Source organism: Ensifer adhaerens, assembly GCF_000697965.2.
Classification (GTDB): Bacteria; Pseudomonadota; Alphaproteobacteria; order Rhizobiales; family Rhizobiaceae; genus Ensifer; species Ensifer adhaerens.
The window spans coordinates 1,440,888-1,460,865 of the sequence record NZ_CP015880.1; the positions used below are offsets into that span (position 1 = coordinate 1,440,888).

The window sequence follows — 19,978 nt, forward strand, 5'->3', positions numbered from 1 at the left end:
GGTCCTCCGCAAACTCATAAAGAAACGCCCGGACCTCGCGGTCCGGGCGTTTTCATTTGTTCGAGAGCGCAGTTGCCTTAGTGCCGGAACGTCGCCTTGGGCCTGTAGTGGCCGACGCCATCCTTGTCGAACAGGGCATCGACTTGCGCGTGGCGCATCGGCCGGTCGCTGTCGTCGAATTCCAGGTTCTGCTCGGAGACGTAGGCGACATACTCGCTGTCGTCGTTCTCGGCGAACAGGTGATAGAAGGGCTGATCCTTGCTCGGGCGGATCTCCTGCGGAATGGCGTTCCACCACTCCTCGGTGTTGGCGTATTCCGGGTCGACGTCGAAAATGACGCCGCGGAACGGGAAAACCCGATGGCGAACCACCTGTCCGATCTCGAATTTGGCGTTTCTCTGTTTCATGACGCAACACATCCTTTCAGGAGATTATCTGGGTTGGCGAACCCAAAACATCAATAGGGAATTCCCTACACCCTCCATTGATCGATCTCGCCGCGCGTGTCCCGCGGACGCGCAAAAGTTGTTGGCAACATAATATCACACAATTCGACGGTTTCGTGCCGCTCCTTGTTCAGGGCGCTCGCAATCGTGCGCGCCAAAGAAAAGGCCGGCGGCTCCGTTTGAGGAGCCGCCGGCCCTTGAGCACGGCTTGAACCGGTTGCCGATGCCGCCGGTTCCAATGGTTTTAGACCGAGTAGTACATGTCGTACTCGACCGGATGCGGGGTCATTTCGAAGCGCATGACTTCCTGCATCTTAAGTTCGATGAAGGAATCGATCTGGTCGTCGTCGAAGACGCCGCCGGCCGTCAGGTACTTGCGGTCCTTGTCGAGGCTTTCCAGCGCTTCGCGCAGCGAGCCGCAAACGGTCGGGATCTTCTTCAGTTCCTTCGGCGGCAGGTCATAAAGGTCCTTGTCCATGGCCTTGCCGGGGTGCAGCTTGTTCTTGATGCCGTCGAGGCCGGCCATCAGCATGGCTGCGAAGGCGAGGTAGGGGTTGGCGGTCGGGTCCGGGAAGCGGACTTCGACGCGCTTGGCCTTCGGGTTGGTGCCGAACGGAATGCGGCACGAAGCCGAACGGTTGCGTGCCGAATAGGCGAGCAGAACCGGTGCTTCATAGCCCGGGACGAGACGCTTGTAGGAGTTCGTCGACGGGTTGGTGAAGGCGTTCAGCGACTTGGCATGCTTGATGATGCCGCCGATGAAGTAGAGGCAGGATTCCGACAGGCCGGCATATTCATCGCCGGCGAAGGTCGGCTTGCCGTCCTTCCAGATCGACAGGTGTACGTGCATGCCCGAGCCGTTGTCGCCGAAGATCGGCTTCGGCATGAAGGTTGCCGTCTTGCCATAGGCATTGGCGACCTGGTGCACGACGTACTTGTAGATCTGCATCTTGTCGGCGTTGCGCACCAGCGCGTCGAACTTGACGCCGAGCTCGTGCTGGGCGGCGGCCACTTCGTGGTGATGCTTTTCGACGGTGACGCCCATTTCGGACAGGACCGTCAGCATTTCAGAGCGCATGTCCTGGCAGCTGTCGATCGGCGGAACCGGGAAGTAGCCGCCCTTGACGCGCGGGCGGTGGCCGAGGTTGCCGGTCTCATAATCGGTGTCGTCGTTCGACGGCAGTTCCGAGGAGTCGAGCTTGAAGCCGGTGTTGTACGGGTCGGCCTTGTACTTGACGTCGTCGAAGACGAAGAATTCTGCTTCCGGGCCAACGAAGACGGTGTCGCCGATGCCGGATGCCTTGAGGTAGGCTTCAGCCTTCTTGGCCGTGCCGCGCGGGTCGCGGTTGTAGGATTCGCCCGAAACCGGATCGAGAATGTCGCAGATGATGACCATCGTCGACTGCGCGAAGAACGGGTCCATATGCGCTGTTTCCGGATCGGGCATCAGCACCATGTCGGACTCGTTGATGGCCTTCCAGCCGCCAATCGAGGAACCGTCGAACATGACGCCATCGGCGAACATGTCTTCGTCGACGCAGACCACATCCATCGTTACGTGCTGCAGCTTGCCCTTCGGATCGGTAAAGCGCAGGTCGACGAACTTGACGTCGTTGTCCTTGATTTGCTTCAGAATATCGCTTGCAGTCGTCATTTGCCGTTATTCCCTGTGTGAGATGACGAGGATTTGAAAAGAACCGGGCCGAACGGCCCGTGATGTCAGATGGCGTCGAGGCCGGTTTCGCCCGTGCGAATTCGGATGACTTCTTCCACATTGGAAACGAAAATCTTTCCGTCACCAATGCGGCCGGTTTGCGCGGCGTTGCGGATCGCCTCGATGACGGCCTCCGCGTTTTCATCCGCCAGCACGACTTCGACCTTTACCTTCGGCAGGAAGTCCACCACGTATTCGGCGCCGCGATACAGCTCCGTGTGACCCTTCTGCCGCCCGAAGCCCTTGGCTTCCGTGACGGTGATACCCTGCAGACCGACTTCCTGAAGGGCTTCCTTCACTTCGTCGAGCTTGAAGGGCTTAATGATCGCTTCGATCTTTTTCATGAGAAAATGTCTCTCCGCTTCTCCCTTGAAAGCAGGATCATGCCCGCTCGCCCTGAATATGCACGTTGCATGCCAGTTTTTCTGCGAAAATCTGTCAGAATGACAAAAAATCTGCTGTCGGCGCGCCGATTGCGGGATTTCCATACCTTCGGCGGGCGCGATCTGCCTATTTTTTATGATTTCCGATCGAAAGATGCCCGCTTCTTGCGGCGTCTCCGCGTCATTGCTGACGCAAAGCTTGTTATTTGAGCAACAATTATGTGCAAGTGCATGATTTTAAGGCAATCGTGGTGGCGGCGCTGAGGCCTTGCTTCACGCGCGTGGGCATGGATAAGTCTGGCGTATGCGCTCCGACCTTCAGCACCTGTTGATCACGCCCGCCGAAATGACGGCAATCGACCGGGCGGCAGCCCAATCCGGCATCGATAGTTTTACGCTGATGCGCAACGCCGGACTGGCGGTGACGGCGGCGGCCCTGCGACATTTTCCGGATGCCCGCCGCTTCGTCGTGCTCTGCGGTCCAGGCAACAATGGCGGTGACGGGTACATCGCAGCCCGCGGCCTTGCCGAAAGCGGGGCGGATGTCGCGGTGTTCGTCCTCGGCGATCCCGCCAGGCTTCAAGGAGATGCAGCGCGGGCCTGGTCCGACTGGAGTGGTCCTGCTGCGCCAATCTCTGCATTCGAACCACAGGCTGGCGATGTCGTCATCGATGCGCTCTTTGGGGCGGGCTTGTCACGCGACCTCCCTGACGACGTCGTTCACCTTATAGAACGGGTCAATGCCAGCGGCGTTCCGGTCGTTGCCATCGATCTGCCGAGCGGCATCGACGGCCGGACGGGCGAGATCCGGGGCGCCGCCTTTGCCACTCGCCACACTGTCACGTTCATGGCGCCCAAGCCCGGTCATTGGCTTCTGCCCGGGCGATCCCTCTGCGGCACACTCAAGGTGTTCGATATCGGCATTCCCGCGCGCATTGTGAGTGCCGGCGCAGGTTCGCTGCGCCTCAACGCGCCGTTCCTCTGGGCGGGCTGGGGAGGTGACCTGGCGGCCTCGACGCACAAGTTCAAGCGCGGGCATCTGGTCGTTTTCTCAGGCGACCGCCAGGCAACGGGCGCGGCGCGACTTTCGGCGGCAGCGGGCCTTGCGGCTGGCGCTGGCCTCGTTACCGTCGCCACCGGCAAGGCCGCGCTCGGCATCAATGCGTCTCATCTGACGGCGGTGATGGTGAAGGAGATCGACGGAAGCCGGGAGCTTACCAAATGGCTGCAGGACCAGCGCCTGGGCAGCTTCGTGCTTGGGCCGGGTTTTGGCATCGGCAAGAAGGCGAGGGACTTTGCGCTTGCGCTCTGCGATCGCTCTCTGGTGCTCGACGCCGATGGCATCACCTCGTTCCAGACGAACCCCGGCGAACTGTTCGCGGCGCTGGCGAAAGGTGGCGGGCAAATGGTGATGACGCCGCATGATGGCGAGTTCGCTCGCCTCTTTCCGGAGATCGCCGGTGACGACGGGCTTTCGAAGATCGAGAAGGCGCAGGCCGCGGCGCGGGCGAGCCATGCCGTGATCGTCTACAAGGGCGCCGACACCGTCGTTGCCGCGCCGGACGGGCGGGCCGTCGTCAACAACAATGCGCCGCCGTGGCTGGCAACCGCCGGATCGGGGGACGTACTTGCCGGCATCGTCGGCGCACATCTGGCGAAAGGAATGCCGGCCTTCGAAGCGGCGATCGCAGCGGTCTGGCGCCATGGCGCAGCCGGGGCCAAGGCAGGGCCAGGCTTGACCGCTGAAACGCTGATCGGCGCGATACCGCCGATCAGTTGATCGTGAGCGCACAGGCGACAAACCACCTCTTGAGAGGCGACGTTCGCGGTGTCCGCCCAGATGCGCTATCAGCCGCGCGTGCCCTTGGCGATCGGCTCCTGGTAGGTGAAGCCCAAGTCCCAGGGGAAATAGATCCAGGTGTCCTGGCTGACTTCGGTCACGAAGGTATCGACGAGCGGCCGGCCCTTCGGCTTGGCGTAGACGGCAGCGAAATGCGCCTTCGGCAGCATTGCCCGTACTTCGGCCGCGGTCTTGCCGGTGTCCGTCAGGTCGTCGACGATCAGCACGCCTTCACCGCCGTCCTTGGTGATTTCAGGCGTGATGCCCTTCAGCACTTTCATCTGCCCCTGCGTGTCGTAGTCATGGTAGGAGGCGACGCAGACGGTTTCGATCATCCGGATATTGAGTTCGCGCGAAATGATCGCAGCCGGAACCAGGCCGCCACGGGTGATGCAAACCATGGCACGCCATTCCTGGCCGTTGTCGGCCAGCCGCCAGGCAAGCGCCCGGGCATCGCGGTGGAACTGGTCCCAGGAAACGGGAAAGGCTTTATCGGGCAGCGACATGGGTGGGCTCCGGCTTGTCTGAACGAGGGTAAGGCGAAGCGTCCGGCAGATCGGGCAGGCGGGAACGCGTCATCCTGATTTGCCGACATGCAATAACGGCATTGAGGCCTTGAGTGCAAGGGCTTCGCGCTATCCCTTTGCCCGCGCGTCGGCGATTGCCTGGATCATCGCCTGGACATCAGCCTCCGCTGCAGCAAGCGCTTCCGGATCGCGGGCCCGCACGACGATATCCGTCGAGAAGGTCTTGCCGTCAAATTTCGGGTAGGAGCCGATGCTCGTCTCCGGATGGTTCTTCTGCACTTCGGTCAGCGGGCTGCCGATATCGCCCTCGCCGAAGGGCGAGCGTACGGTGCGGGAGAGGAGGGGCGAGCCGACGTTCAGGCCGGGCAGCAGCGCGTCGAGCATGGCCTGGAAGACCTGCGGCACGCCGGCCATGACATGCACGTTGCCGATGGCGAAGCCAGGCGCTGTCGATACCGGGTTGGGGATATGGCGTGCACCGAGTGGCATGCGCGCCATGCGCTTGCGCGCGTCGGTAAACTCCATGTTGCGGCGTTCGTACATGGCGCCGAGCAGCGCCATCGCCTCGGACTCGTAGATGCATTCGACGCCGAAGGCGCGAGACACGGCGTCGGCCGTGATGTCGTCATGCGTCGGGCCGATGCCGCCGGATGTGAAGACGTAATCGTAGCGGCTGCGCACCGCATTGATCGCCTCGACGATCGCCGCCTCGTCGTCGGCGACGATGCGCACTTCTTTCAGGTCGATGCCGACCATGGTCATCATGTCGGCGAGGTGACCGATGTTCTTGTCCTTGGTTCGCCCCGACAAAAGTTCGTCGCCGATGGCGACCATGGCGGCAGTGACGACTTTTATGCTGCTCATCGGGTGATCCTGTTTGTTTAGTCAGTCATTTAACAGTGAATTATTATTGTTCACATTGCGAGAACAGTCTGTTTCCCGGACGGCTCCTGGCATGCGGCTGCATTTTGATAAATCTTCCGCGCAGCAGTGATCAAGTGGGATCGCTTGTATCCAAAGGAGCAATTATGGCCAAGGTTCTCGTTCTCTACTATTCGGCATACGGACACGTCGAAACCATGGCTTACGCCGTGGCCGAAGGCGCCAAGTCTGCCGGCGCCGAAGTCGACGTCAAGCGCGTTCCGGAACTGGTGCCGGACGAGATCGCCAAGGCCTCTCATTTCAAACTCGACCAGGCCGCGCCGATCGCCCATGTCGAGGAGCTTGCCCAATACGACGCGATCATCTTCGGCGCCGGGACGCGCTTCGGCACCGTTGCTTCGCAGATGCGCAACTTCATCGATCAGACGGGCAGCCTGTGGGCGTCTGGCAAGCTGGTCGGCAAGGTCGGCTCGGTCTTCACGTCCTCGGCCACCCAGCATGGCGGTCAGGAATCCACGATCCTCGGCTTCATTCCGACGCTGATGCATCACGGCATGGTCGTCGCTGGTCTTCCCTATGCCTTCCAGGGCCAGATGGGCCTCGACGAAATCAAGGGCGGCTCGCCCTATGGCGCCTCGACGATCACCGATGCCGACGGCTCGCGCCAGCCGTCCGAGGTCGAACTCCAGGCGGCCCGCTTCCAGGGCGCACACGTCGCCAAGATCGCTGCGAAGCTTTCGGCCTGATCATTTCGACGCAATCGTTTCAAGAGCTTAGGCGGCGCCGCAAGGGGCCGCCTTTTTGTTTTGCGGCTAGCCTTTCCGGGTGATTCGCGAATGTGGCAATTCGTACCACACTTGTGCTAATATCCGCGGCGTTCGGCATTGAGTATGCCTTTGACGAGGAGGAATGCAGGGCCGTGCGGCAACGGCCCGCCGAAGACGGAAACGTCTTTCGGATTATCGGGAGGGAAGTATGGCGCGAATTACGTACACCATCGTTCCTCATGACGGCGGATGGGCCTATAAGGCCGCCGACGCCTTTTCGGAACCCTTTCCCAACCGCGAAACGGCGCTTGCCGCCGCCAAGGCCGCCGCCGCCGAACAGCAAGTCGGCGGCGACGACGAGGAGATCAGCTTCCAGGACGAAGAGGGCCACTGGCACTTCGAACACACGGATGGCGGCGATCGGCCTGAAGCGACCGTCGAAGACGGCTGAAACGGTCAAGGCGACCGGCTCATTGCGAACACATAGCGTTTAGTATTGCGTGCACACCATCTCTCCACGGAGGATATTCGATGCACTACAGCGTTCAGATCTTCACCTGGACCCCGCGGCAGGGTGTCCACCAGGTCGGATCGGCAATCGAGGTGGACGCCCCCAATTCCAAGGCGGCAGCGGTCTCGCTTCTCGGCCTCAGGCTGGAAAACCAGGGATGCGCAACGAAACTCGCCGTCCGCGTCTGGCACGACGACGCCTACCAGGCGGAATGCGATTGTTATTACTACAACAACTGAGCGGCCAGTCTCGCCGGCGCAACGTCTCGCTCTCCTGAGAGCGTCGGATGCGCCTATCCTGTTGATCCTTGAAAACCGATTGCCTGGTGCGGGCGGCGGGGATCGAACCCGCACAGCCAAGGCCGAGGGATTTTAAGTCCCTTGCGTCTACCAGTTTCGCCACGCCCGCATACAGCCTAGATCAAACACTCAGGTCAAACAGTCAAGGGTGATCGGGGGTTTCGGGGTGGACAACGCGCTTAGGCGCGCTGTTCTCTCGTCTTCATGAAAGTGAAGACGGCCGCGGCAATCAGCGCCCCAAGGCCGTAGACGATAAGCGCGTCGACAAACGGCCAGCCCGAATTGAACGAGTAGATGGCGGGTGCGGGAAACAACAGAACCGCCAAACCCGCGAGGCGCGAGGAAAAGACGCTCAAAGCCGAAACCTTCCTCAGCAGCCATCCAATGAGCATGCCCACCACCACCATCGATATCGCTGAAAACAAGCGCCAACATTGGTTCCCCTCATCTAAGCCACCATGGGGACGATAAGCTGACTCGTGTATCATCGATACGGATCATCTTATAGTTGCAATCGACTTGGCGCTTGCGGACGACAGTCAAGCCTTCAGTGTCAAGCGCTCAAGGACCGTGCCCAACCCGCCGAGATCCGCAATCTCGCGAAAACGCGGATGGTCCTCCGGCTTATCGTGGTGTTCGAACGACCAGGTAAGCGCGTGCGGGACATAGACACCCCAGCTTCCGGCACCGAGTGCAGGCACAATATCCGACTTCAGCGAATTGCCGACCATCATGCTTTTCAGCGCTCCATCGCCGTGACGTTTGAAGATGCGCTCGTAGGTGGCGACGGTCTTGTCGCTGACGATCTCGACGGCGTTGAAATAGTCGCCAAGGCCGGAGGCGGCGAGCTTGCGCTCCTGGTCGAAGAGATCGCCCTTGGTGATCATGACAAGTCGAAAATGGCCGTGAAGCGCCTCGAGGGTTTCCTTGACATGCGGCAGCGGCTCGACCGGGTGCACGAGCATGTCGCGCCCAACGGCGAGGATTTCTGCGATGACCGAGGAGGGGACTTTGCCACCGGTAACGTCAACGGCGGTTTCGACCATGGAGAGCACGAAGCCCTTGATGCCGAAGCCGTAGAGCCCAAGGTTGCGCTTCTCTGCGGCAAGCAGCCGGTCGGAGAGATGTTCGGTGTCGGTGTGCGGCCTCAGAAGCTCGGCGAAGCGCGCTTCCGTCAGCCGGAAGAACTGCTCGTTCTGCCAGAGTGTATCGTCGGCATCGAAGCCGACGGTCGTTACAGTATGGGGCATAATATTACGGTCCGGCAATCTTGAAGGGTTGGTCGACGCTGGCACTTTTGCCGCTGTTGACGTCATTGAAGTGGAAGCGCAGCACATAGTCGCCGGCAGGCGCGCCGGAAACGTCGATGGTCAGCGTCGAATAGATTTCCTGGTTTCTGAGGTGGCCGGTGAAGGTGAAATCGCCGAACGCCTTCTGGCCGGCGAGCACGTCGCCCTTCGGATTGAGAATATCGAAATCAACGGTGAAGTGGCTTTCGAGTTGGCCTTTCGTTGCCGAATCCTTCCAGGTGAGGCCGATCGGCTCGATATAGGAGATCAGCGACTCTCCCTCCTTGAAGACTGCGCCCTCGCGCGGATCGTACATGGCGTAGCCAGTCGGCGCCTTGGTCACGAAAACCGCCTTGCCGATCGCCAGCGGCAACGTTTGCGAAAAGTCGCTCATCGCCTGGCGGAGCAGGTCATGGGCTTTCGCCGCGTCGCCGGAAGCCGCGAGCTTTTCGGCCTGCACCGCCGCGTCGGCAAGCGGGCCGGCATGGGCCGCGAGACCAGCCGAAAGCGTCACGGCGGCGGTCAGCATCGCCAGACGACGTATATGTTTCACCATGACGTTCCCCCATCGCCGGTTTCGACCGACTTTCGGCATCTGCTGCACCGAGTCAAGACGATAGGGCCGCCAGGCGAATGGTCAATGCTTCCAGAAGACCGGCGTCAGGATTACCAGCACGGTCAGCACTTCGAGACGACCGAGCAGCATCATCAGCGACAGCAGATAGAGTTCGGGATCGCCGAGCGTCGAGAAGTTGCCGGCCGGCCCGATGATCGGACCAAGGCCCGGGCCGACATTGGAAAGGCAGGTAATGACGGCCGAGGTGGCGGTGACCAGATCGTAGCCGAGCGCTCCCATGGCGAGACTGCCGAGCACCCAGAGCAGCATATAGGTGATGAAGAACAGGAAGATGGAGCGTTGCGTGTCCGCGTCGACGGTGTTGCCGCCATAGCGCACCGCATAGATCGCATTGGGATAGACGATCTTGTTCAGACCCGACCGGATCGCATTGAAGAGCACGATGAAGCGATAGGCCTTGATGCCACCGGCGGTCGAGCCGGAGCAACCGCCCATGAAGGTGGCGATGAAGGCTGCGATGACGACGAAGGGCCCCCAGAGGCTGTAGTCCTGGCTGGCATAGCCGCTGGTCGAGAGGATAGAGGTGATGTTGAAGAAGGAGTGTGCCAGCGCCAGATGGAATTCCACGCCATTGGCGAGCCGATGATAGACGGCAACGGCAATCGAGAAGGCCGAGAGATAGCCGAGGAACACGATGATCTGCGGGTCGCGCAGCGCATCCAGCCTGCCACGGGCGACGAGCACGATCAGGATCGAGAAGGGTAGGCTGCAAAGCGCCATGAAGAAGGTGGCGGTCCAGAGCAGCGGAATGCTGCCGAAATAGGCGAAGGATGCATCATGGGTGGAAAAGCCACCCGTCGCCACCGTCGACATCGCGTGGTTGATCGCATCGAAGCGGTTCATGCCCGTCAGGAAATAGCCGATCGTGCAGAGAAGCGTGATGACGACATAGATCGCGAGGAAAGCGCGGCTGAAGCTCGCGAGCCGGGCAAAGGGTTTGTCGCCGGTGTCGGAGGATTCCATCTTGAAGAACGACATGCCGCCGACCCTGAGATAGGGGATGATGAACAGGCCGAGCACGACGATGCCGATGCCGCCGAGCCAGCACAAAAGTGACCGCCAGAGGAGGAGCCCGGGCGGCGCATCGTCCAGACCGACGATCACTGTCGCACCGGTCGTCGTGATGGCCGAGACGGATTCGAACAGTGCCTGGGCAAAATCGAGCTTCATCGATGACAGCCAGAGCGGGATCGCGCCGACAACCGAGAACACGGCCCACAGCATATTGACGAGAACAAAGCCGAACTTCTTGGAGAAGGGCGGCGGGCCCATGCGCGTCGCCATGAAGGTCGCAAGCGAAAGGCCGCCGACCATGAACGCCGAAGCGGCAAAGATCTGCCAATCCGAATGGCCGTAATAGAGATCGACCATCGCCGGCACCAACATGGCGCAGGCAAGATATATGCCGAGGATCGCCGAAATGTGCACGGCATGCCGGATCAGGGTTGCGTTCAAGCGTTTATTTCCCGGAAGAACAATGTGGCCGTGCCGGTGGAACGGTCAGTGCGTCATTTTCAACGTCGGCCCGATTCGAGTCAAAGCCATGGCTTCGGGCGTTGCGATGTGCAATAGCGACGGCCAGCGACCAACTCAACGGAAGACCGCACGTGATGAAGCAGGATGTCGAAACCGCAACCGAAGCCTTGCGGGAGATCTTCCCGCCGACGCCGCTGCAGCTCAACGAACATTTGAGCGCACGCTACGGTGCGAATATTTACCTGAAGCGCGAGGATCTTTCGCCGGTTCGCTCCTATAAGATCAGGGGCGCCTTCAACTTCTTCCGCAAGGCGATCGGTGCCGGCGCCTCGGGTAAGACCTTCGTCTGCGCCTCGGCCGGCAACCATGCCCAGGGCTTCGCCTTCGTCTGCCGCCATTTCGGCGTTCCGGGTGTCGTGTTCATGCCGGTGACGACGCCGCAGCAGAAGATCGACAAGACCAGGATGTTCGGCGGCGAGTTCATCACCATCAAGCTGGTCGGCGATATCTTCGACCAGTGCTACAAGGCTGCCCGCGACCACGTGGAGGCGATCGGTGGCGTCATGGTGCCGCCTTTCGACCACGCCGACATCATCGAGGGACAGGCAAGCGTCGCGGCGGAAATTGCCTGGCAACTGCCGGAAGAGGTGGTTCCGGATCTCGTCGTGCTGCCGGTTGGCGGTGGCGGTCTTGCCGCCGGCGTCACCGGCTACCTCAAGGATAAGGTTGCAGCCGATCACTTCATCTTCTGCGAGCCGTCGGGTGCGCCGAGCCTGCGCGAAAGCCTGGAAACCGGCAGCGTCGTGACCCTCGATCAGGTCGACAACTTCGTCGACGGTGCCGCGGTTGGGCGCATCGGCGACCTCAATTTCGCGGCACTTCGGCGTTTCTCGCCTGACCAGGTCATGTTGCTGTCGGAGAACGCGATCTGCCAGACGATCATCGACATGCTGAATGTCGAAGGCGTCGTGCTTGAGCCGGCTGGCGCTCTTTCGATCTCGGCGCTGGAAGCGCTGGGACCGGAGACGCTTGCGGGCAAGACGGTGGTCGCGGTCGTTTCCGGCGGCAACTTTGATTTCGAGCGCCTGCCTGACGTCAAGGAGCGGGCGATGCGCCACGCCGGCCTCAAGAAGTACTTCATCCTGCGCATGGCGCAGCGGCCGGGCGCGCTCCGCGACTTCCTCAACCTGCTCGGCGACGAGGACGACATCTCGCGCTTCGAATATCTGAAGAAGTCAGCGCGCAACTTCGGTTCCATCCTGATCGGCATCGAGACAAAACATGCCGAGAATTTCCCGGTGCTGAAGGCTCGCTTCGACGCCGCGGGGCTGCGCTACCAGGACATTACCGAGAACGAGATCCTTTCCAACCTCATCATCTGACGGGAGTGGGCGTCGCGGTCAATTATCGGCACTTAGGCTTTGACAGTGTTGGCCGCGGCGTCTAAGTCTTGGGCATGGCATCGTTTTTCTCGAAATTGTTCGGCCGTTCCGGCAACTCCGAAGACCAGGCGCAGGCAGCACCGGGGAAATCCGAGGCCTATGCGGATTGCACCATCCGTGCGACGCCGATGCGCGAGGGCTCGCAGTTCCGTCTGGCGGGCAACATCGAGAAGGTCTCGGCCGAAGGCGGCGCCAAGGTTCGCAGCTTCATCCGTGCCGATCTCTTCGCGTCCGAGCAGGACGCGATCGACGCGGCGCTGCGCAAGGGGCGCCAGATCATCGACCAGACCGGCCCGTCGCTGTTTTCCGACGACGCCTCGTCGCGCCAGGTCTGAGCCGGCTTGTCTCTTCAAGATAATCTAATGTAAACATAAGCTTGCCTGTCGAAACTCATGTTTTTCGGTAGGAGTGCCGTTGGCTTGTGTCGGCGGTTCAGCCAGCTGGTCGACTGCGCGCCAAGTGCGTGGGCCGCCGCAAGCGGCAGCCCACACTGATCGGTTGGGGGCTCAGAGCTTGATGCGGAAGCGCGCAAAACCCTCGGCGGCGTCGCCAGCGTCCTCGATCGTCACGCCCTTCACCTGTGCCAGGAACTGCCGTGCCTTCGGTCCACTGTCGAATGTCACGCTCGTCCCGGCGAGCGGAGCGAAGGTCCAGTTGGCGTCGGCCGACGGATTGATCGTGCCCTGGTCGATGATGTAGCGCACCACCACATCGCGGTTGGTGTCGGGAGCCACGAACACCACCTTGTCGGCGGTGATGTCGGGGAAGTTGCCGCCGCCGCCGGCCCGGTAGTTGTTGGTGGCGACGACGAATTTCTGCGCCGGATCAATCGCTTGTCCATTGAACTGCAGGTTCTTGATGCGGTTCGATGCGGCGTTGATCGTGTTGCCGTCCTTGTCGAACTTCGGCGGTACGGAAAGGTCGATCTGATAGGTGACCCCGTCGATGACGTCGAAATTGTAGGACGGGAAGCCGCCGTTGATCAGCGGCGCGTCGGAAGCCCCCGGCTTGACCTCGTTGAAGATGCCGGCCGACATTTCCAGCCAGTTGCGCACCTGTTCGCCTGTTATGACCACGGCCTGCACCGTGTTCGGATAAAGGTAGAGATCGGCGACGTTCTTGATCGCGATGTCGCCGGCCGGAACGTCGGTGTAGTAATCGGCGCCGCCGCGGCCGCCGGCCTTGAAGGGGGCCGCGGCTGAAAGCACCGGCAGGTCGCGGTGCTCGGTGTCCTTCAGCATGTCCTTGATGTACCAGGTCTGCGCCTGGCTGACGATCTGGACCGACGGGTCGTCGGCAACCAGGGCGAAGTAGGAATAGAGCGGCGCGCTGGTCTTGCCGACGGGCGTGCGCACATAGGCAAGCGTCGCCTCGTGGTCCTTTTGTGCGGCGGCCAGAACGTCTTGTCGATCGGCGACTTCAGCCACGACTTTCTTTTCAACGCGGCGATAGATTGGCCGCGCTTCGCTTGTCGAGCTGACGACGCGCCAAGCTCCACCCTCACGCTCGATCAAGAGGTCGATCAGGCCGAGATGCGAACCCCAGAAGCCGCCCATGACGCCGGGCTTGCCGGAGATCAGGCCCTTCTTGTTGTCGACGCCGCCAACGCCGTCGAACTTCGGCCCAGGAAAATCGAGATGGCTGTGACCGGTGACGATCGCATCGATACCTTCGATCGCGGCGAGCGGAACGGATGCGTTCTCGAGGTTCTCCGCATAGGCTTCCTGGCCAATGCCGGAGTGGGAGAGCGCCACGACGATGTCGGCGCCTTCCTCGCGCATCTGCGGCACCCAGGCTTCCGCCGCCTTGACGATGTCGCGGGCATCGGCCTTGCCCTCCAGGTGCTTGGCGTCCCAGGTCATGATCTGCGGCGGTACGAAGCCGATGAGACCGATGCGGATCTGATGCTCCTGGCCGGAACCGTCCTTCACCTTGCGGTCGAGGATGACATAGGGCTTCAGGAACAGCTCGTCCTCCCGCGCATTGGCGGCAAGCGCTCCCTTCGTCAGGTTGGCGCAGACGAGCGGGAAGTTCGCCCCGTTCAGCACCTTGAACATGAAGTCCAGGCCATAGTTGAATTCGTGGTTGCCGAGCGTGCCACAGTCATAGCCGAGCACGTTCATGGCCGCGACCACCGGGTGGAGATCGCCGTCCTTCATGCCACGCTGGTAGGCGATGTAGTCGCCCATCGGGTTACCCTGCAGGAAGTCGCCGTTATCCACGAGGATGGAGTTGGTCGCTTCGGCGCGGATGGCGTCGATGATGGAGGCGGTGCGCGCAAGGCCGACCGTGTCGTTCGGCTTGTCGCCGTAATAGTCGTAGGGGAAGACGTGGACGTGCAGGTCCGTCGTTTCCATGATCCTGAGATGCGCCTGGTTGGCGGCAGCGCGAACCGAGAATGGATGCAACATGACGAGTGCCGAGGACGCTGCGGCCCCCGCAAGAAGCGAGCGGCGCGTGAGGTTAAGCGGGGAAGTCATCGATGTCATGCGGTCCTCCATTGATCAAGAATGCGGGTCTTCATGGAAAAGGAATACAATTGGGGGTTTTGTTCGCTGGCGGGCGAACGACGGTGGGTTGGCGCTGAATATGCCGGAAAGCTGGCGTTTCCGAAAGCGGCAGATTTTCGCACTGAAAGGTCGAGCAACAGCGGACACCCGGTAAAGTTTTCTTCAAGTTTCCTGGTTAACGGTGCTTGAGGAAACGGAACCTTCTCAAGCACATGCCAAACGCCAACCTTATTCTCTTCGTCGGCGAGGCACTGGTCTACGTCACGGCGATGATCGGGCTTTTGCACCTTCGTGCCCGGTTGGGTCTCGGGGTCTTTGTCGCGGCCCTCGGCGTCATGCACTTCATCGAGACCTATCTTGCCGCGGTCTTTTATGTGCAACTGCCGTTCGGCGTGATTTCGCCCGGATCGGCCGTGCTGTTCTCCGGTAAGCTGATGATGATCCTCCTCCTCTATGTGAAGGAGGACGCAGCAACGGTGCGCCAGCCGATCTATGGTCTGCTCGCCGGCAATTTCCTGACGGTGGCGCTCAGCCTTCTGTTGCGGCAGCACGATACGGTGTCGATCGTCGCGGAGCGCTCCGCCGACCTCGCCTTCATCGACGAGATGGGGTGGCTGATGGTCTGGGGAACGACGATCCTCTACTTCGATGCGCTGATGATCATCCTGCTCTACGAGCGCCTCGGGCGGTGGTTGCGTCACTTCGTGACCGTCCGTTTCCTCATCTGCGGTTTCGTGGTGCTCACCTTCGATCAGGCCGCCTTCTATGCGGCGCTGCGTTGGTGGAACGGCGCGCCGGCCGAGGTCTTCTGGGGCGGCTGGATGGCGAAAATGCTGGCAGCACCCTTCTATGCCATTGCCGTCGGCCTTTATCTCAACCTCTCGCGCCACCCGTCGCTTGCCATGTCGGACCGGCCGCTTGGCGACATCTTCAACACGCTGACCTTCCGTGAGCGCTACGAGGACCTCTTGTCGCGCTCCGGGCAGGACACGCTGACGGGCTCGCTCGACCGCAGCCGGTTCGAGGCCGAGGCACCGGCAATGCTGCGCGCCGCGAGCGCCGAAAACGCAGCCGTGACGCTGATGATCATCGACGTCGACCACTTCAAGGGTGTGAACGATCGATTTGGCCACCTGGAAGGGGACCGTGTGTTGCAGCGTCTGGTGGAAACGGTGAAGTCGAAATTGCGCCCGGTCGACCGGCTGTTTCGCTATGGCGGCGAGGAATTCGTGATCCTGTGTCCGGCAATGATGCATGCCGATGCGCTGCGCCGCGCCGAGGAGATCCGGATTGCGATCTCAGATCAGATTGCGACGCCGGACGGTCGCTCGGTTACGGCGAGTATCGGGCTTTCTTCGACGCCTGCCGATGGGGTCTCTGTCGAGGATTTACTGGCGCAGGCCGATCTGAGGCTCTACGCCGCCAAGGGACGCGGCCGCAATTGCGTCGTCGGCCGATAGGTTTTCGGCCGCTTTCAGATGCCGACATTCGGCCGATCGATGATTTCGCGCAGCGAGAAGCTGGAATTGATCTTCACCACATGGGGCAAGGCCGAAAGCCAGTCACGGTGAATGCGTTCGTAGTCTTGCAGATCCTTGGCCGCGACCCGCAGGATGTAGTCATATTCTCCCGACATCAGGTAGCAGACAAGCACGTTCGGACAGAGCTTTACCGCTGCCTCGAATTCGGCGAGCGTCTTTGCGAACTGCCCCGAGAGCGAAATATGCACGATGACCATGATCTGGTAGTCGAGCGCCTTATGGGCGATCCGCGCATGATAGCCGGCGATCGTTCCCGATTTTTCCAGGATGTCGACGCGCCGAGAACAGGCGGACGGAGAGAGTCCGACCTTCGCTGCGAGGTCGGCATTCGAGATCCGGCCGTTCTGCTGAAGAATGCGCAGAATCGCATGATCGATGGCATCAAGTTCGCTCATTCGTGATTTCCCTCAATCCTGCGCCTATTGTCGCAACATTCTTCGAAATCAATGCGCGCTGGCTTTCGTCTTTGCAAGGACATTCGATTGTCGGCGTGTTTTGCTGATTGCCTCGTCAAAAGCGGCGCAAAGCCCAACAGGAGAGGAACGCAAGGATGCGTGTCGGTTGCCCGAAGGAAATCAAAAACCATGAATATCGTGTCGGCCTGACGCCCGGCTCGGTGCGTGAATATGTTGCCCATGGCCACGAGGTAATCGTGGAGACCAAGGCCGGGGCAGGGATCGGCGCGGACGACGATGCGTACCGTGCCGCTGGCGCGAAAATCGTCGCGACGGCGAAGGACGTGTTCGAAAAGTCGGACATGATCGTCAAGGTCAAGGAGCCGCAGCCCTCCGAATGGGCGCAACTGCGCGAAGGCCAAATTCTCTATACCTATCTGCATCTTGCGCCCGATCCGGAACAGACCAAGGGCCTGTTGAATTCCGGCGTCACGGCGATTGCCTATGAAACCGTCACCGACGATCGCGGCGGCCTTCCGCTGCTTGCGCCGATGTCGGAAGTTGCCGGGCGCTTGGCGATCCAGGCCGGTGCGACCTCGCTGCAAAAGGCCAATGGCGGCCGCGGCATCCTGCTCGGCGGCGTGCCGGGCGTGCTGCCGGCCAAGGTGACCGTCATCGGCGGCGGTGTCGTCGGCCTGCATGCCGCCCGCATGGCGGCGGGTCTTGGCGCTGACGTCAGCATCATCGATCGCTCGATCCCGCGTCTGCGCCAGCTCGACGATCTCTTTGCCGGCCGCGTGCACACGCGCTATTCGACCATTGACGCGCTGGAAGAGGAAGTGTTTTCAGCCGATCTTGTCATCGGCGCCGTGCTCATCCCGGGGGCAGCAGCACCAAAGCTTGTGACCCGCGAAATGCTGACCGGCATGAAGAAGGGGGCTGTCATCGTCGATGTCGCCATCGACCAGGGCGGCTGCTTCGAAACCTCGCATGCCACGACCCATTCCGATCCGACCTATGAAGTCGACGGCATCGTGCATTACTGCGTTGCGAACATGCCGGGTGCCGTGCCGGTGACCTCGGCGCATGCGCTCAACAACGCGACACTGCATTATGGTCTGCAACTCGCCGACAAGGGCCTGAAAGCGATTGCCGAAGACCGGCATCTGCGCGCCGGCCTCAACGTGCACCGCGGTCGCGTCACAAACGCACCCGTCGCTGAAGCACTCGGCTATGATGCCTATGCGCCGGAAGCGGTGCTGAACGTCGCCTGACGGAATTGATCCAGCGGCCCGGCAGCGATGCCGGGCCGGTTGCCACGAAGGCGTCAGGCGGTGACGATCCGGCACTGGTAGCAGCTGTACTTGGTCGAGCGCACATGGACGGCTGAAATGTCGGATCGTGCCAGCAGTTCATTCGCTCGAGTTTCAAGCTGTTCCCTGGTGATGACGTCACCGGTCCCATAGACGATCCGTTCGTCGGGGCCGTAGCCGCGCAGGAGATAGCTGTCACGCGAGCTCAGGATCGGCGGCAGGGTTTCGCCATCATGCGCCGGGCACGCCTCGGCGTGCATGAACACCGGGCCGGTTTCCGCATAAGGCTGCAATGAGGAAAACGGTCGAAGCGCGAAAACCAAATAGGGCGCGCCGGCTTCGACATAATCCAGGCAATGACGGCACGGTACGCCGTCGCCATCGGAGATCTGTCGCTCCGGCGCATTGCCATACGCGTCCAGCCCGCCCTCTCTCATCCGGCGGGCTTCCGCGTCAGACATCGGAATATAGCGCAGCGACATCGTGTATCTCCTTGATCGGCTTGAATTGTTCGATCAGGAGAGTGCACCGGCCGCAGCCATCGGGACACCCGGAACTTGCCGGATGGTGTTCGTCAGAGGTTTTTCACCAGGCTCAGAAGCTCGGCATCGGTCAAAGGCTCGACCGTGGCCTCGCGGGTCGCGACTGGCGAGAAGCCGAATTGCTGATAGAGCTGCAGCGCGCGGGGATGGTCGAGGTTGTTGGTGGTCACCTTCAGCTTGCTCGGATTCAGCGCCCAGGCGGCAAACAGCGTCTGCAGCAGGAACCATTTGCCGAGCCCGAGGCCGAGTGCGTGTTCCATCAGCCCGAAATGCACAAGTTCGACCACATCGTCGTCGCCCTGATGCAGTTCGAAGAATCCGGCCGGCGCGCCGTTGACGTAAAGAACCGTCACGCTCCTCCGCTTGTCGCCAAGCAGTGCTGCCAGATCCTCGTCGCTCATCCGCAGCCGTTCGGTCCAGTGCCAGCGACGTCCGACGCGCAGATAGAGAAACCGATAGTAGCCGAGCGGAATGTCGGAGACGCGCAGGATCGCCGTCTGGATATTGACCGGCATCGGCAGGCTCTGCTTCGGCGGAGCGGTCATTTCGAGTTCGGTGACGTGCGCCGTCAGTGAGGCGAGCTTCGGAGGGCGCATGGCGTCACTCGCGACCTGTGACGACGGCGGTGTCGGTGCGGCCACCCCATTCCGACCAGGATCCGTCATAGAGCGTGTTGTCGGTGTGGCCGAGCGACTGTAGCGCCAGGGTGATGATGGCGGCAGTTACGCCCGATCCGCAGGTCGTGACCACGGGCTTCGAAAGATCGACGCCGGCCGCTGCGAAGGTCTGGCGGAGGCTCTCAAGATCCTTGAGCTTCCCGTTTTCCGAAAAGACGCCTGAAGGAAGGCTGTGGGCGCCGGGCATGTGACCGGAACGAAGGCCGGCACGCGGCTCGGCTTCCTCGCCATAAAAACGCGGGGCGCCACGGGCATCGGCGATCTGGATCGCGCCGTCGGCGACGATCTGCTTCATTCCGGCCAAGGAGGTAACGGCGCTGGGCGTAAAGCTCGGCTTGAACGTGGCCGGCTTGGGCGAGGGCACATCCGTGCTGACGGGTCGGCCTTCCCGGTTCCAGCCGTCCATGCCGCCATCGAGCACATAGACATTCTTGGCACCCATGATGCGCAGTTCCCACCAGACGCGCGGCGCCGTCATGATGCCCGGGCCGTCATAGACGACGATCGTATCCGTCTCGCTGACGCCAAGCGTACCGACGGCTTCGGCAAAGGCTTCCGGCGAAGGCAGCGTATGCGGCAGGCCGCTCGTATGGTCGGCAATGGCATCCTGGTCGAAGAAGACAGCACCGGGAATGTGGCCGGCGTCGTATTCCACCTTCGGGTTGCGTTTCTGTGCCGGCAGGTACCACGACGCGTCGAGGATCCGGATCGAGGGATCGCCGAGGCGCTCCTGCAGCCAATCGGCGGAAACGACAAAGGCGCTCTTGTTGTTGGTCACGATCGCAAC

Annotated in this window: 24 protein-coding genes and 1 tRNA gene; 10 read left to right on the forward strand and 15 right to left on the reverse strand. The window is 61.4% G+C overall.

From position 1 onward, the window contains the following. Positions 1-77: 77 nt before the first annotated feature. The 3 genes from hspQ to FA04_RS06920 all read right to left on the reverse strand — a co-directional run bounded on the left by hspQ (position 78) and on the right by FA04_RS06920 (position 2,504). Complete coding sequence (gene hspQ / locus FA04_RS06910) at positions 78-407, reverse strand: heat shock protein HspQ (protein WP_034791060.1); 330 nt, start codon at positions 405-407, stop codon at positions 78-80. Between the two features lie 283 nt (positions 408-690). After that, positions 691-2,100 (reverse strand): type I glutamate--ammonia ligase, encoded by a 1,410-nt coding sequence (gene glnA / locus FA04_RS06915; RefSeq protein WP_034791062.1) that lies wholly within the window; start codon positions 2,098-2,100, stop codon positions 691-693. A gap of 65 nt (positions 2,101-2,165) precedes the next feature. Continuing rightward, positions 2,166-2,504 (reverse strand): P-II family nitrogen regulator, encoded by a 339-nt coding sequence (locus tag FA04_RS06920; protein ID WP_003528058.1) that lies wholly within the window; start codon positions 2,502-2,504, stop codon positions 2,166-2,168. 99 nt (positions 2,505-2,603) lie between these two features. Between FA04_RS06920 and FA04_RS35030 the strand changes: the two genes are divergently transcribed. Next, positions 2,604-2,753 (forward strand): hypothetical protein, encoded by a 150-nt coding sequence (locus FA04_RS35030; protein WP_156552955.1) that lies wholly within the window; start codon positions 2,604-2,606, stop codon positions 2,751-2,753. Between the two features lie 94 nt (positions 2,754-2,847). Further along, entirely contained in the window at positions 2,848-4,323 is a 1,476-nt protein-coding gene (locus FA04_RS06925) for a bifunctional ADP-dependent NAD(P)H-hydrate dehydratase/NAD(P)H-hydrate epimerase (protein ID WP_034791065.1), read from the forward strand. A gap of 68 nt (positions 4,324-4,391) precedes the next feature. On the opposite strand, the gene gpt is transcribed toward FA04_RS06925, so the two are convergent. Both gpt and FA04_RS06935 read right to left on the reverse strand, forming a co-directional pair. Further along, positions 4,392-4,889 carry a xanthine phosphoribosyltransferase gene (gpt, locus tag FA04_RS06930; RefSeq protein ID WP_034791068.1) on the reverse strand — a complete coding sequence of 166 codons (498 nt, stop codon included), beginning with the start codon at positions 4,887-4,889 and terminating at the stop codon, positions 4,392-4,394. 129 nt (positions 4,890-5,018) lie between these two features. Next, positions 5,019-5,774 carry a competence/damage-inducible protein A gene (locus FA04_RS06935; protein ID WP_034791070.1) on the reverse strand — a complete coding sequence of 252 codons (756 nt, stop codon included), beginning with the start codon at positions 5,772-5,774 and terminating at the stop codon, positions 5,019-5,021. A gap of 164 nt (positions 5,775-5,938) precedes the next feature. On the opposite strand from FA04_RS06935, the gene wrbA reads away from it, so the two are divergent. The 3 genes from wrbA to FA04_RS06950 all read left to right on the forward strand — a co-directional run bounded on the left by wrbA (position 5,939) and on the right by FA04_RS06950 (position 7,309). Continuing rightward, entirely contained in the window at positions 5,939-6,538 is a 600-nt protein-coding gene (gene wrbA / locus FA04_RS06940; RefSeq protein WP_034791083.1) for an NAD(P)H:quinone oxidoreductase, read from the forward strand. Between the two features lie 229 nt (positions 6,539-6,767). Then, the gene (locus FA04_RS06945) at positions 6,768-7,010 is read left to right on the forward strand and encodes a DUF2188 domain-containing protein (protein WP_034791085.1); all 243 of its coding nucleotides are present in this window, start codon (positions 6,768-6,770) and stop codon (positions 7,008-7,010) included. A gap of 80 nt (positions 7,011-7,090) precedes the next feature. Further along, a complete protein-coding gene (locus FA04_RS06950; protein WP_034791089.1) occupies positions 7,091-7,309 on the forward strand; it encodes a hypothetical protein in 219 nt (72 codons plus the stop codon). An 84-nt stretch (positions 7,310-7,393) separates the two neighbouring features. Here FA04_RS06950 and FA04_RS06955 read toward each other — a convergent pair. The 5 genes from FA04_RS06955 to FA04_RS06975 form a co-directional block, all read right to left on the reverse strand. Continuing rightward, positions 7,394-7,478: transfer RNA gene (locus tag FA04_RS06955), tRNA-Leu, on the reverse strand. A 70-nt stretch (positions 7,479-7,548) separates the two neighbouring features. Beyond that, positions 7,549-7,761, reverse strand: a complete 213-nt coding sequence (locus FA04_RS06960) for a hypothetical protein (RefSeq protein ID WP_127889037.1) — start codon at positions 7,759-7,761, stop codon at positions 7,549-7,551. Between the two features lie 147 nt (positions 7,762-7,908). Then, the gene (locus FA04_RS06965; protein WP_034791095.1) at positions 7,909-8,619 is read right to left on the reverse strand and encodes an HAD family hydrolase; all 711 of its coding nucleotides are present in this window, start codon (positions 8,617-8,619) and stop codon (positions 7,909-7,911) included. Positions 8,620-8,623: 4 nt separating this feature from the next. Then, positions 8,624-9,214 (reverse strand): hypothetical protein, encoded by a 591-nt coding sequence (locus FA04_RS06970; protein WP_034791097.1) that lies wholly within the window; start codon positions 9,212-9,214, stop codon positions 8,624-8,626. 81 nt (positions 9,215-9,295) lie between these two features. After that, positions 9,296-10,750, reverse strand: coding sequence for a TrkH family potassium uptake protein (locus tag FA04_RS06975; RefSeq protein ID WP_034791099.1), 1,455 nt, complete (start codon positions 10,748-10,750; stop codon positions 9,296-9,298). Positions 10,751-10,905: 155 nt separating this feature from the next. Between FA04_RS06975 and ilvA the strand changes: the two genes are divergently transcribed. Together ilvA and FA04_RS06985 are read left to right on the forward strand one after the other, a co-directional pair. Further along, entirely contained in the window at positions 10,906-12,153 is a 1,248-nt protein-coding gene (gene ilvA / locus FA04_RS06980; RefSeq protein WP_034791101.1) for a threonine ammonia-lyase, read from the forward strand. A gap of 74 nt (positions 12,154-12,227) precedes the next feature. Further along, a complete protein-coding gene (locus FA04_RS06985; RefSeq protein ID WP_034791108.1) occupies positions 12,228-12,548 on the forward strand; it encodes an HlyU family transcriptional regulator in 321 nt (106 codons plus the stop codon). Positions 12,549-12,719: 171 nt separating this feature from the next. On the opposite strand, the gene FA04_RS06990 is transcribed toward FA04_RS06985, so the two are convergent. Next, the gene (locus FA04_RS06990) at positions 12,720-14,693 is read right to left on the reverse strand and encodes a bifunctional 2',3'-cyclic-nucleotide 2'-phosphodiesterase/3'-nucleotidase (protein ID WP_034791390.1); all 1,974 of its coding nucleotides are present in this window, start codon (positions 14,691-14,693) and stop codon (positions 12,720-12,722) included. 42 nt (positions 14,694-14,735) lie between these two features. Here FA04_RS06990 and FA04_RS35035 point away from each other — a divergent pair, with 42 nt between their 5' ends. Both FA04_RS35035 and FA04_RS06995 read left to right on the forward strand, forming a co-directional pair. Next, complete coding sequence (locus FA04_RS35035) at positions 14,736-14,912, forward strand: hypothetical protein (RefSeq protein WP_156552957.1); 177 nt, start codon at positions 14,736-14,738, stop codon at positions 14,910-14,912. A 23-nt stretch (positions 14,913-14,935) separates the two neighbouring features. Next, positions 14,936-16,183 carry a GGDEF domain-containing protein gene (locus tag FA04_RS06995; RefSeq protein ID WP_034791114.1) on the forward strand — a complete coding sequence of 416 codons (1,248 nt, stop codon included), beginning with the start codon at positions 14,936-14,938 and terminating at the stop codon, positions 16,181-16,183. 14 nt (positions 16,184-16,197) lie between these two features. Here the strand turns inward: FA04_RS06995 and FA04_RS07000 are convergent, their stop codons facing one another. After that, on the reverse strand, positions 16,198-16,659 hold the full coding sequence (locus tag FA04_RS07000; protein WP_034791115.1) for an Lrp/AsnC family transcriptional regulator: 462 nt from the start codon (positions 16,657-16,659) through the stop codon (positions 16,198-16,200). Between the two features lie 155 nt (positions 16,660-16,814). On the opposite strand from FA04_RS07000, the gene ald reads away from it, so the two are divergent. Continuing rightward, positions 16,815-17,933 carry an alanine dehydrogenase gene (gene ald, locus FA04_RS07005; RefSeq protein ID WP_034791117.1) on the forward strand — a complete coding sequence of 373 codons (1,119 nt, stop codon included), beginning with the start codon at positions 16,815-16,817 and terminating at the stop codon, positions 17,931-17,933. A gap of 53 nt (positions 17,934-17,986) precedes the next feature. Here ald and FA04_RS07010 read toward each other — a convergent pair whose 3' ends face one another. The 3 genes from FA04_RS07010 to sseA form a co-directional block, all read right to left on the reverse strand. Beyond that, positions 17,987-18,454, reverse strand: a complete 468-nt coding sequence (locus FA04_RS07010; protein WP_034791118.1) for a DUF1203 domain-containing protein — start codon at positions 18,452-18,454, stop codon at positions 17,987-17,989. Between the two features lie 92 nt (positions 18,455-18,546). Next, positions 18,547-19,110 (reverse strand): GNAT family N-acetyltransferase, encoded by a 564-nt coding sequence (locus FA04_RS35835; protein WP_034791121.1) that lies wholly within the window; start codon positions 19,108-19,110, stop codon positions 18,547-18,549. Between the two features lie 4 nt (positions 19,111-19,114). Continuing rightward, on the reverse strand, positions 19,115-19,969 hold the full coding sequence (gene sseA / locus FA04_RS35840) for a 3-mercaptopyruvate sulfurtransferase (protein WP_034791123.1): 855 nt from the start codon (positions 19,967-19,969) through the stop codon (positions 19,115-19,117). Positions 19,970-19,978: the final 9 nt, after the last annotated feature.

Coding starts and splice junctions, on each gene's coding strand:
- FA04_RS07000 (WP_034791115.1), bottom strand. CDS start 16,659: ATGAGCGAACTTGATGCCATCGATCATGCGATTCTGCGCATTCTTCAG.
- hspQ (WP_034791060.1), bottom strand. CDS start 407: ATGAAACAGAGAAACGCCAAATTCGAGATCGGACAGGTGGTTCGCCAT.
- FA04_RS06945 (WP_034791085.1), top strand. CDS start 6,768: ATGGCGCGAATTACGTACACCATCGTTCCTCATGACGGCGGATGGGCC.
- FA04_RS06995 (WP_034791114.1), top strand. CDS start 14,936: ATGCCAAACGCCAACCTTATTCTCTTCGTCGGCGAGGCACTGGTCTAC.
- FA04_RS07010 (WP_034791118.1), bottom strand. CDS start 18,454: ATGTCGCTGCGCTATATTCCGATGTCTGACGCGGAAGCCCGCCGGATG.
- wrbA (WP_034791083.1), top strand. CDS start 5,939: ATGGCCAAGGTTCTCGTTCTCTACTATTCGGCATACGGACACGTCGAA.
- FA04_RS06920 (WP_003528058.1), bottom strand. CDS start 2,504: ATGAAAAAGATCGAAGCGATCATTAAGCCCTTCAAGCTCGACGAAGTG.
- FA04_RS06925 (WP_034791065.1), top strand. CDS start 2,848: ATGCGCTCCGACCTTCAGCACCTGTTGATCACGCCCGCCGAAATGACG.
- FA04_RS35035 (WP_156552957.1), top strand. CDS start 14,736: ATGGAAAAGGAATACAATTGGGGGTTTTGTTCGCTGGCGGGCGAACGA.
- gpt (WP_034791068.1), bottom strand. CDS start 4,889: ATGTCGCTGCCCGATAAAGCCTTTCCCGTTTCCTGGGACCAGTTCCAC.
- ilvA (WP_034791101.1), top strand. CDS start 10,906: ATGAAGCAGGATGTCGAAACCGCAACCGAAGCCTTGCGGGAGATCTTC.
- FA04_RS06990 (WP_034791390.1), bottom strand. CDS start 14,693: ATGACTTCCCCGCTTAACCTCACGCGCCGCTCGCTTCTTGCGGGGGCC.
- FA04_RS06965 (WP_034791095.1), bottom strand. CDS start 8,619: ATGCCCCATACTGTAACGACCGTCGGCTTCGATGCCGACGATACACTC.
- FA04_RS06935 (WP_034791070.1), bottom strand. CDS start 5,774: ATGAGCAGCATAAAAGTCGTCACTGCCGCCATGGTCGCCATCGGCGAC.
- FA04_RS06970 (WP_034791097.1), bottom strand. CDS start 9,214: ATGGTGAAACATATACGTCGTCTGGCGATGCTGACCGCCGCCGTGACG.
- FA04_RS06950 (WP_034791089.1), top strand. CDS start 7,091: ATGCACTACAGCGTTCAGATCTTCACCTGGACCCCGCGGCAGGGTGTC.
- glnA (WP_034791062.1), bottom strand. CDS start 2,100: ATGACGACTGCAAGCGATATTCTGAAGCAAATCAAGGACAACGACGTC.
- FA04_RS06960 (WP_127889037.1), bottom strand. CDS start 7,761: ATGCTCATTGGATGGCTGCTGAGGAAGGTTTCGGCTTTGAGCGTCTTT.
- ald (WP_034791117.1), top strand. CDS start 16,815: ATGCGTGTCGGTTGCCCGAAGGAAATCAAAAACCATGAATATCGTGTC.
- FA04_RS35030 (WP_156552955.1), top strand. CDS start 2,604: ATGACAAAAAATCTGCTGTCGGCGCGCCGATTGCGGGATTTCCATACC.
- FA04_RS35835 (WP_034791121.1), bottom strand. CDS start 19,110: ATGCGCCCTCCGAAGCTCGCCTCACTGACGGCGCACGTCACCGAACTC.
- FA04_RS06985 (WP_034791108.1), top strand. CDS start 12,228: ATGGCATCGTTTTTCTCGAAATTGTTCGGCCGTTCCGGCAACTCCGAA.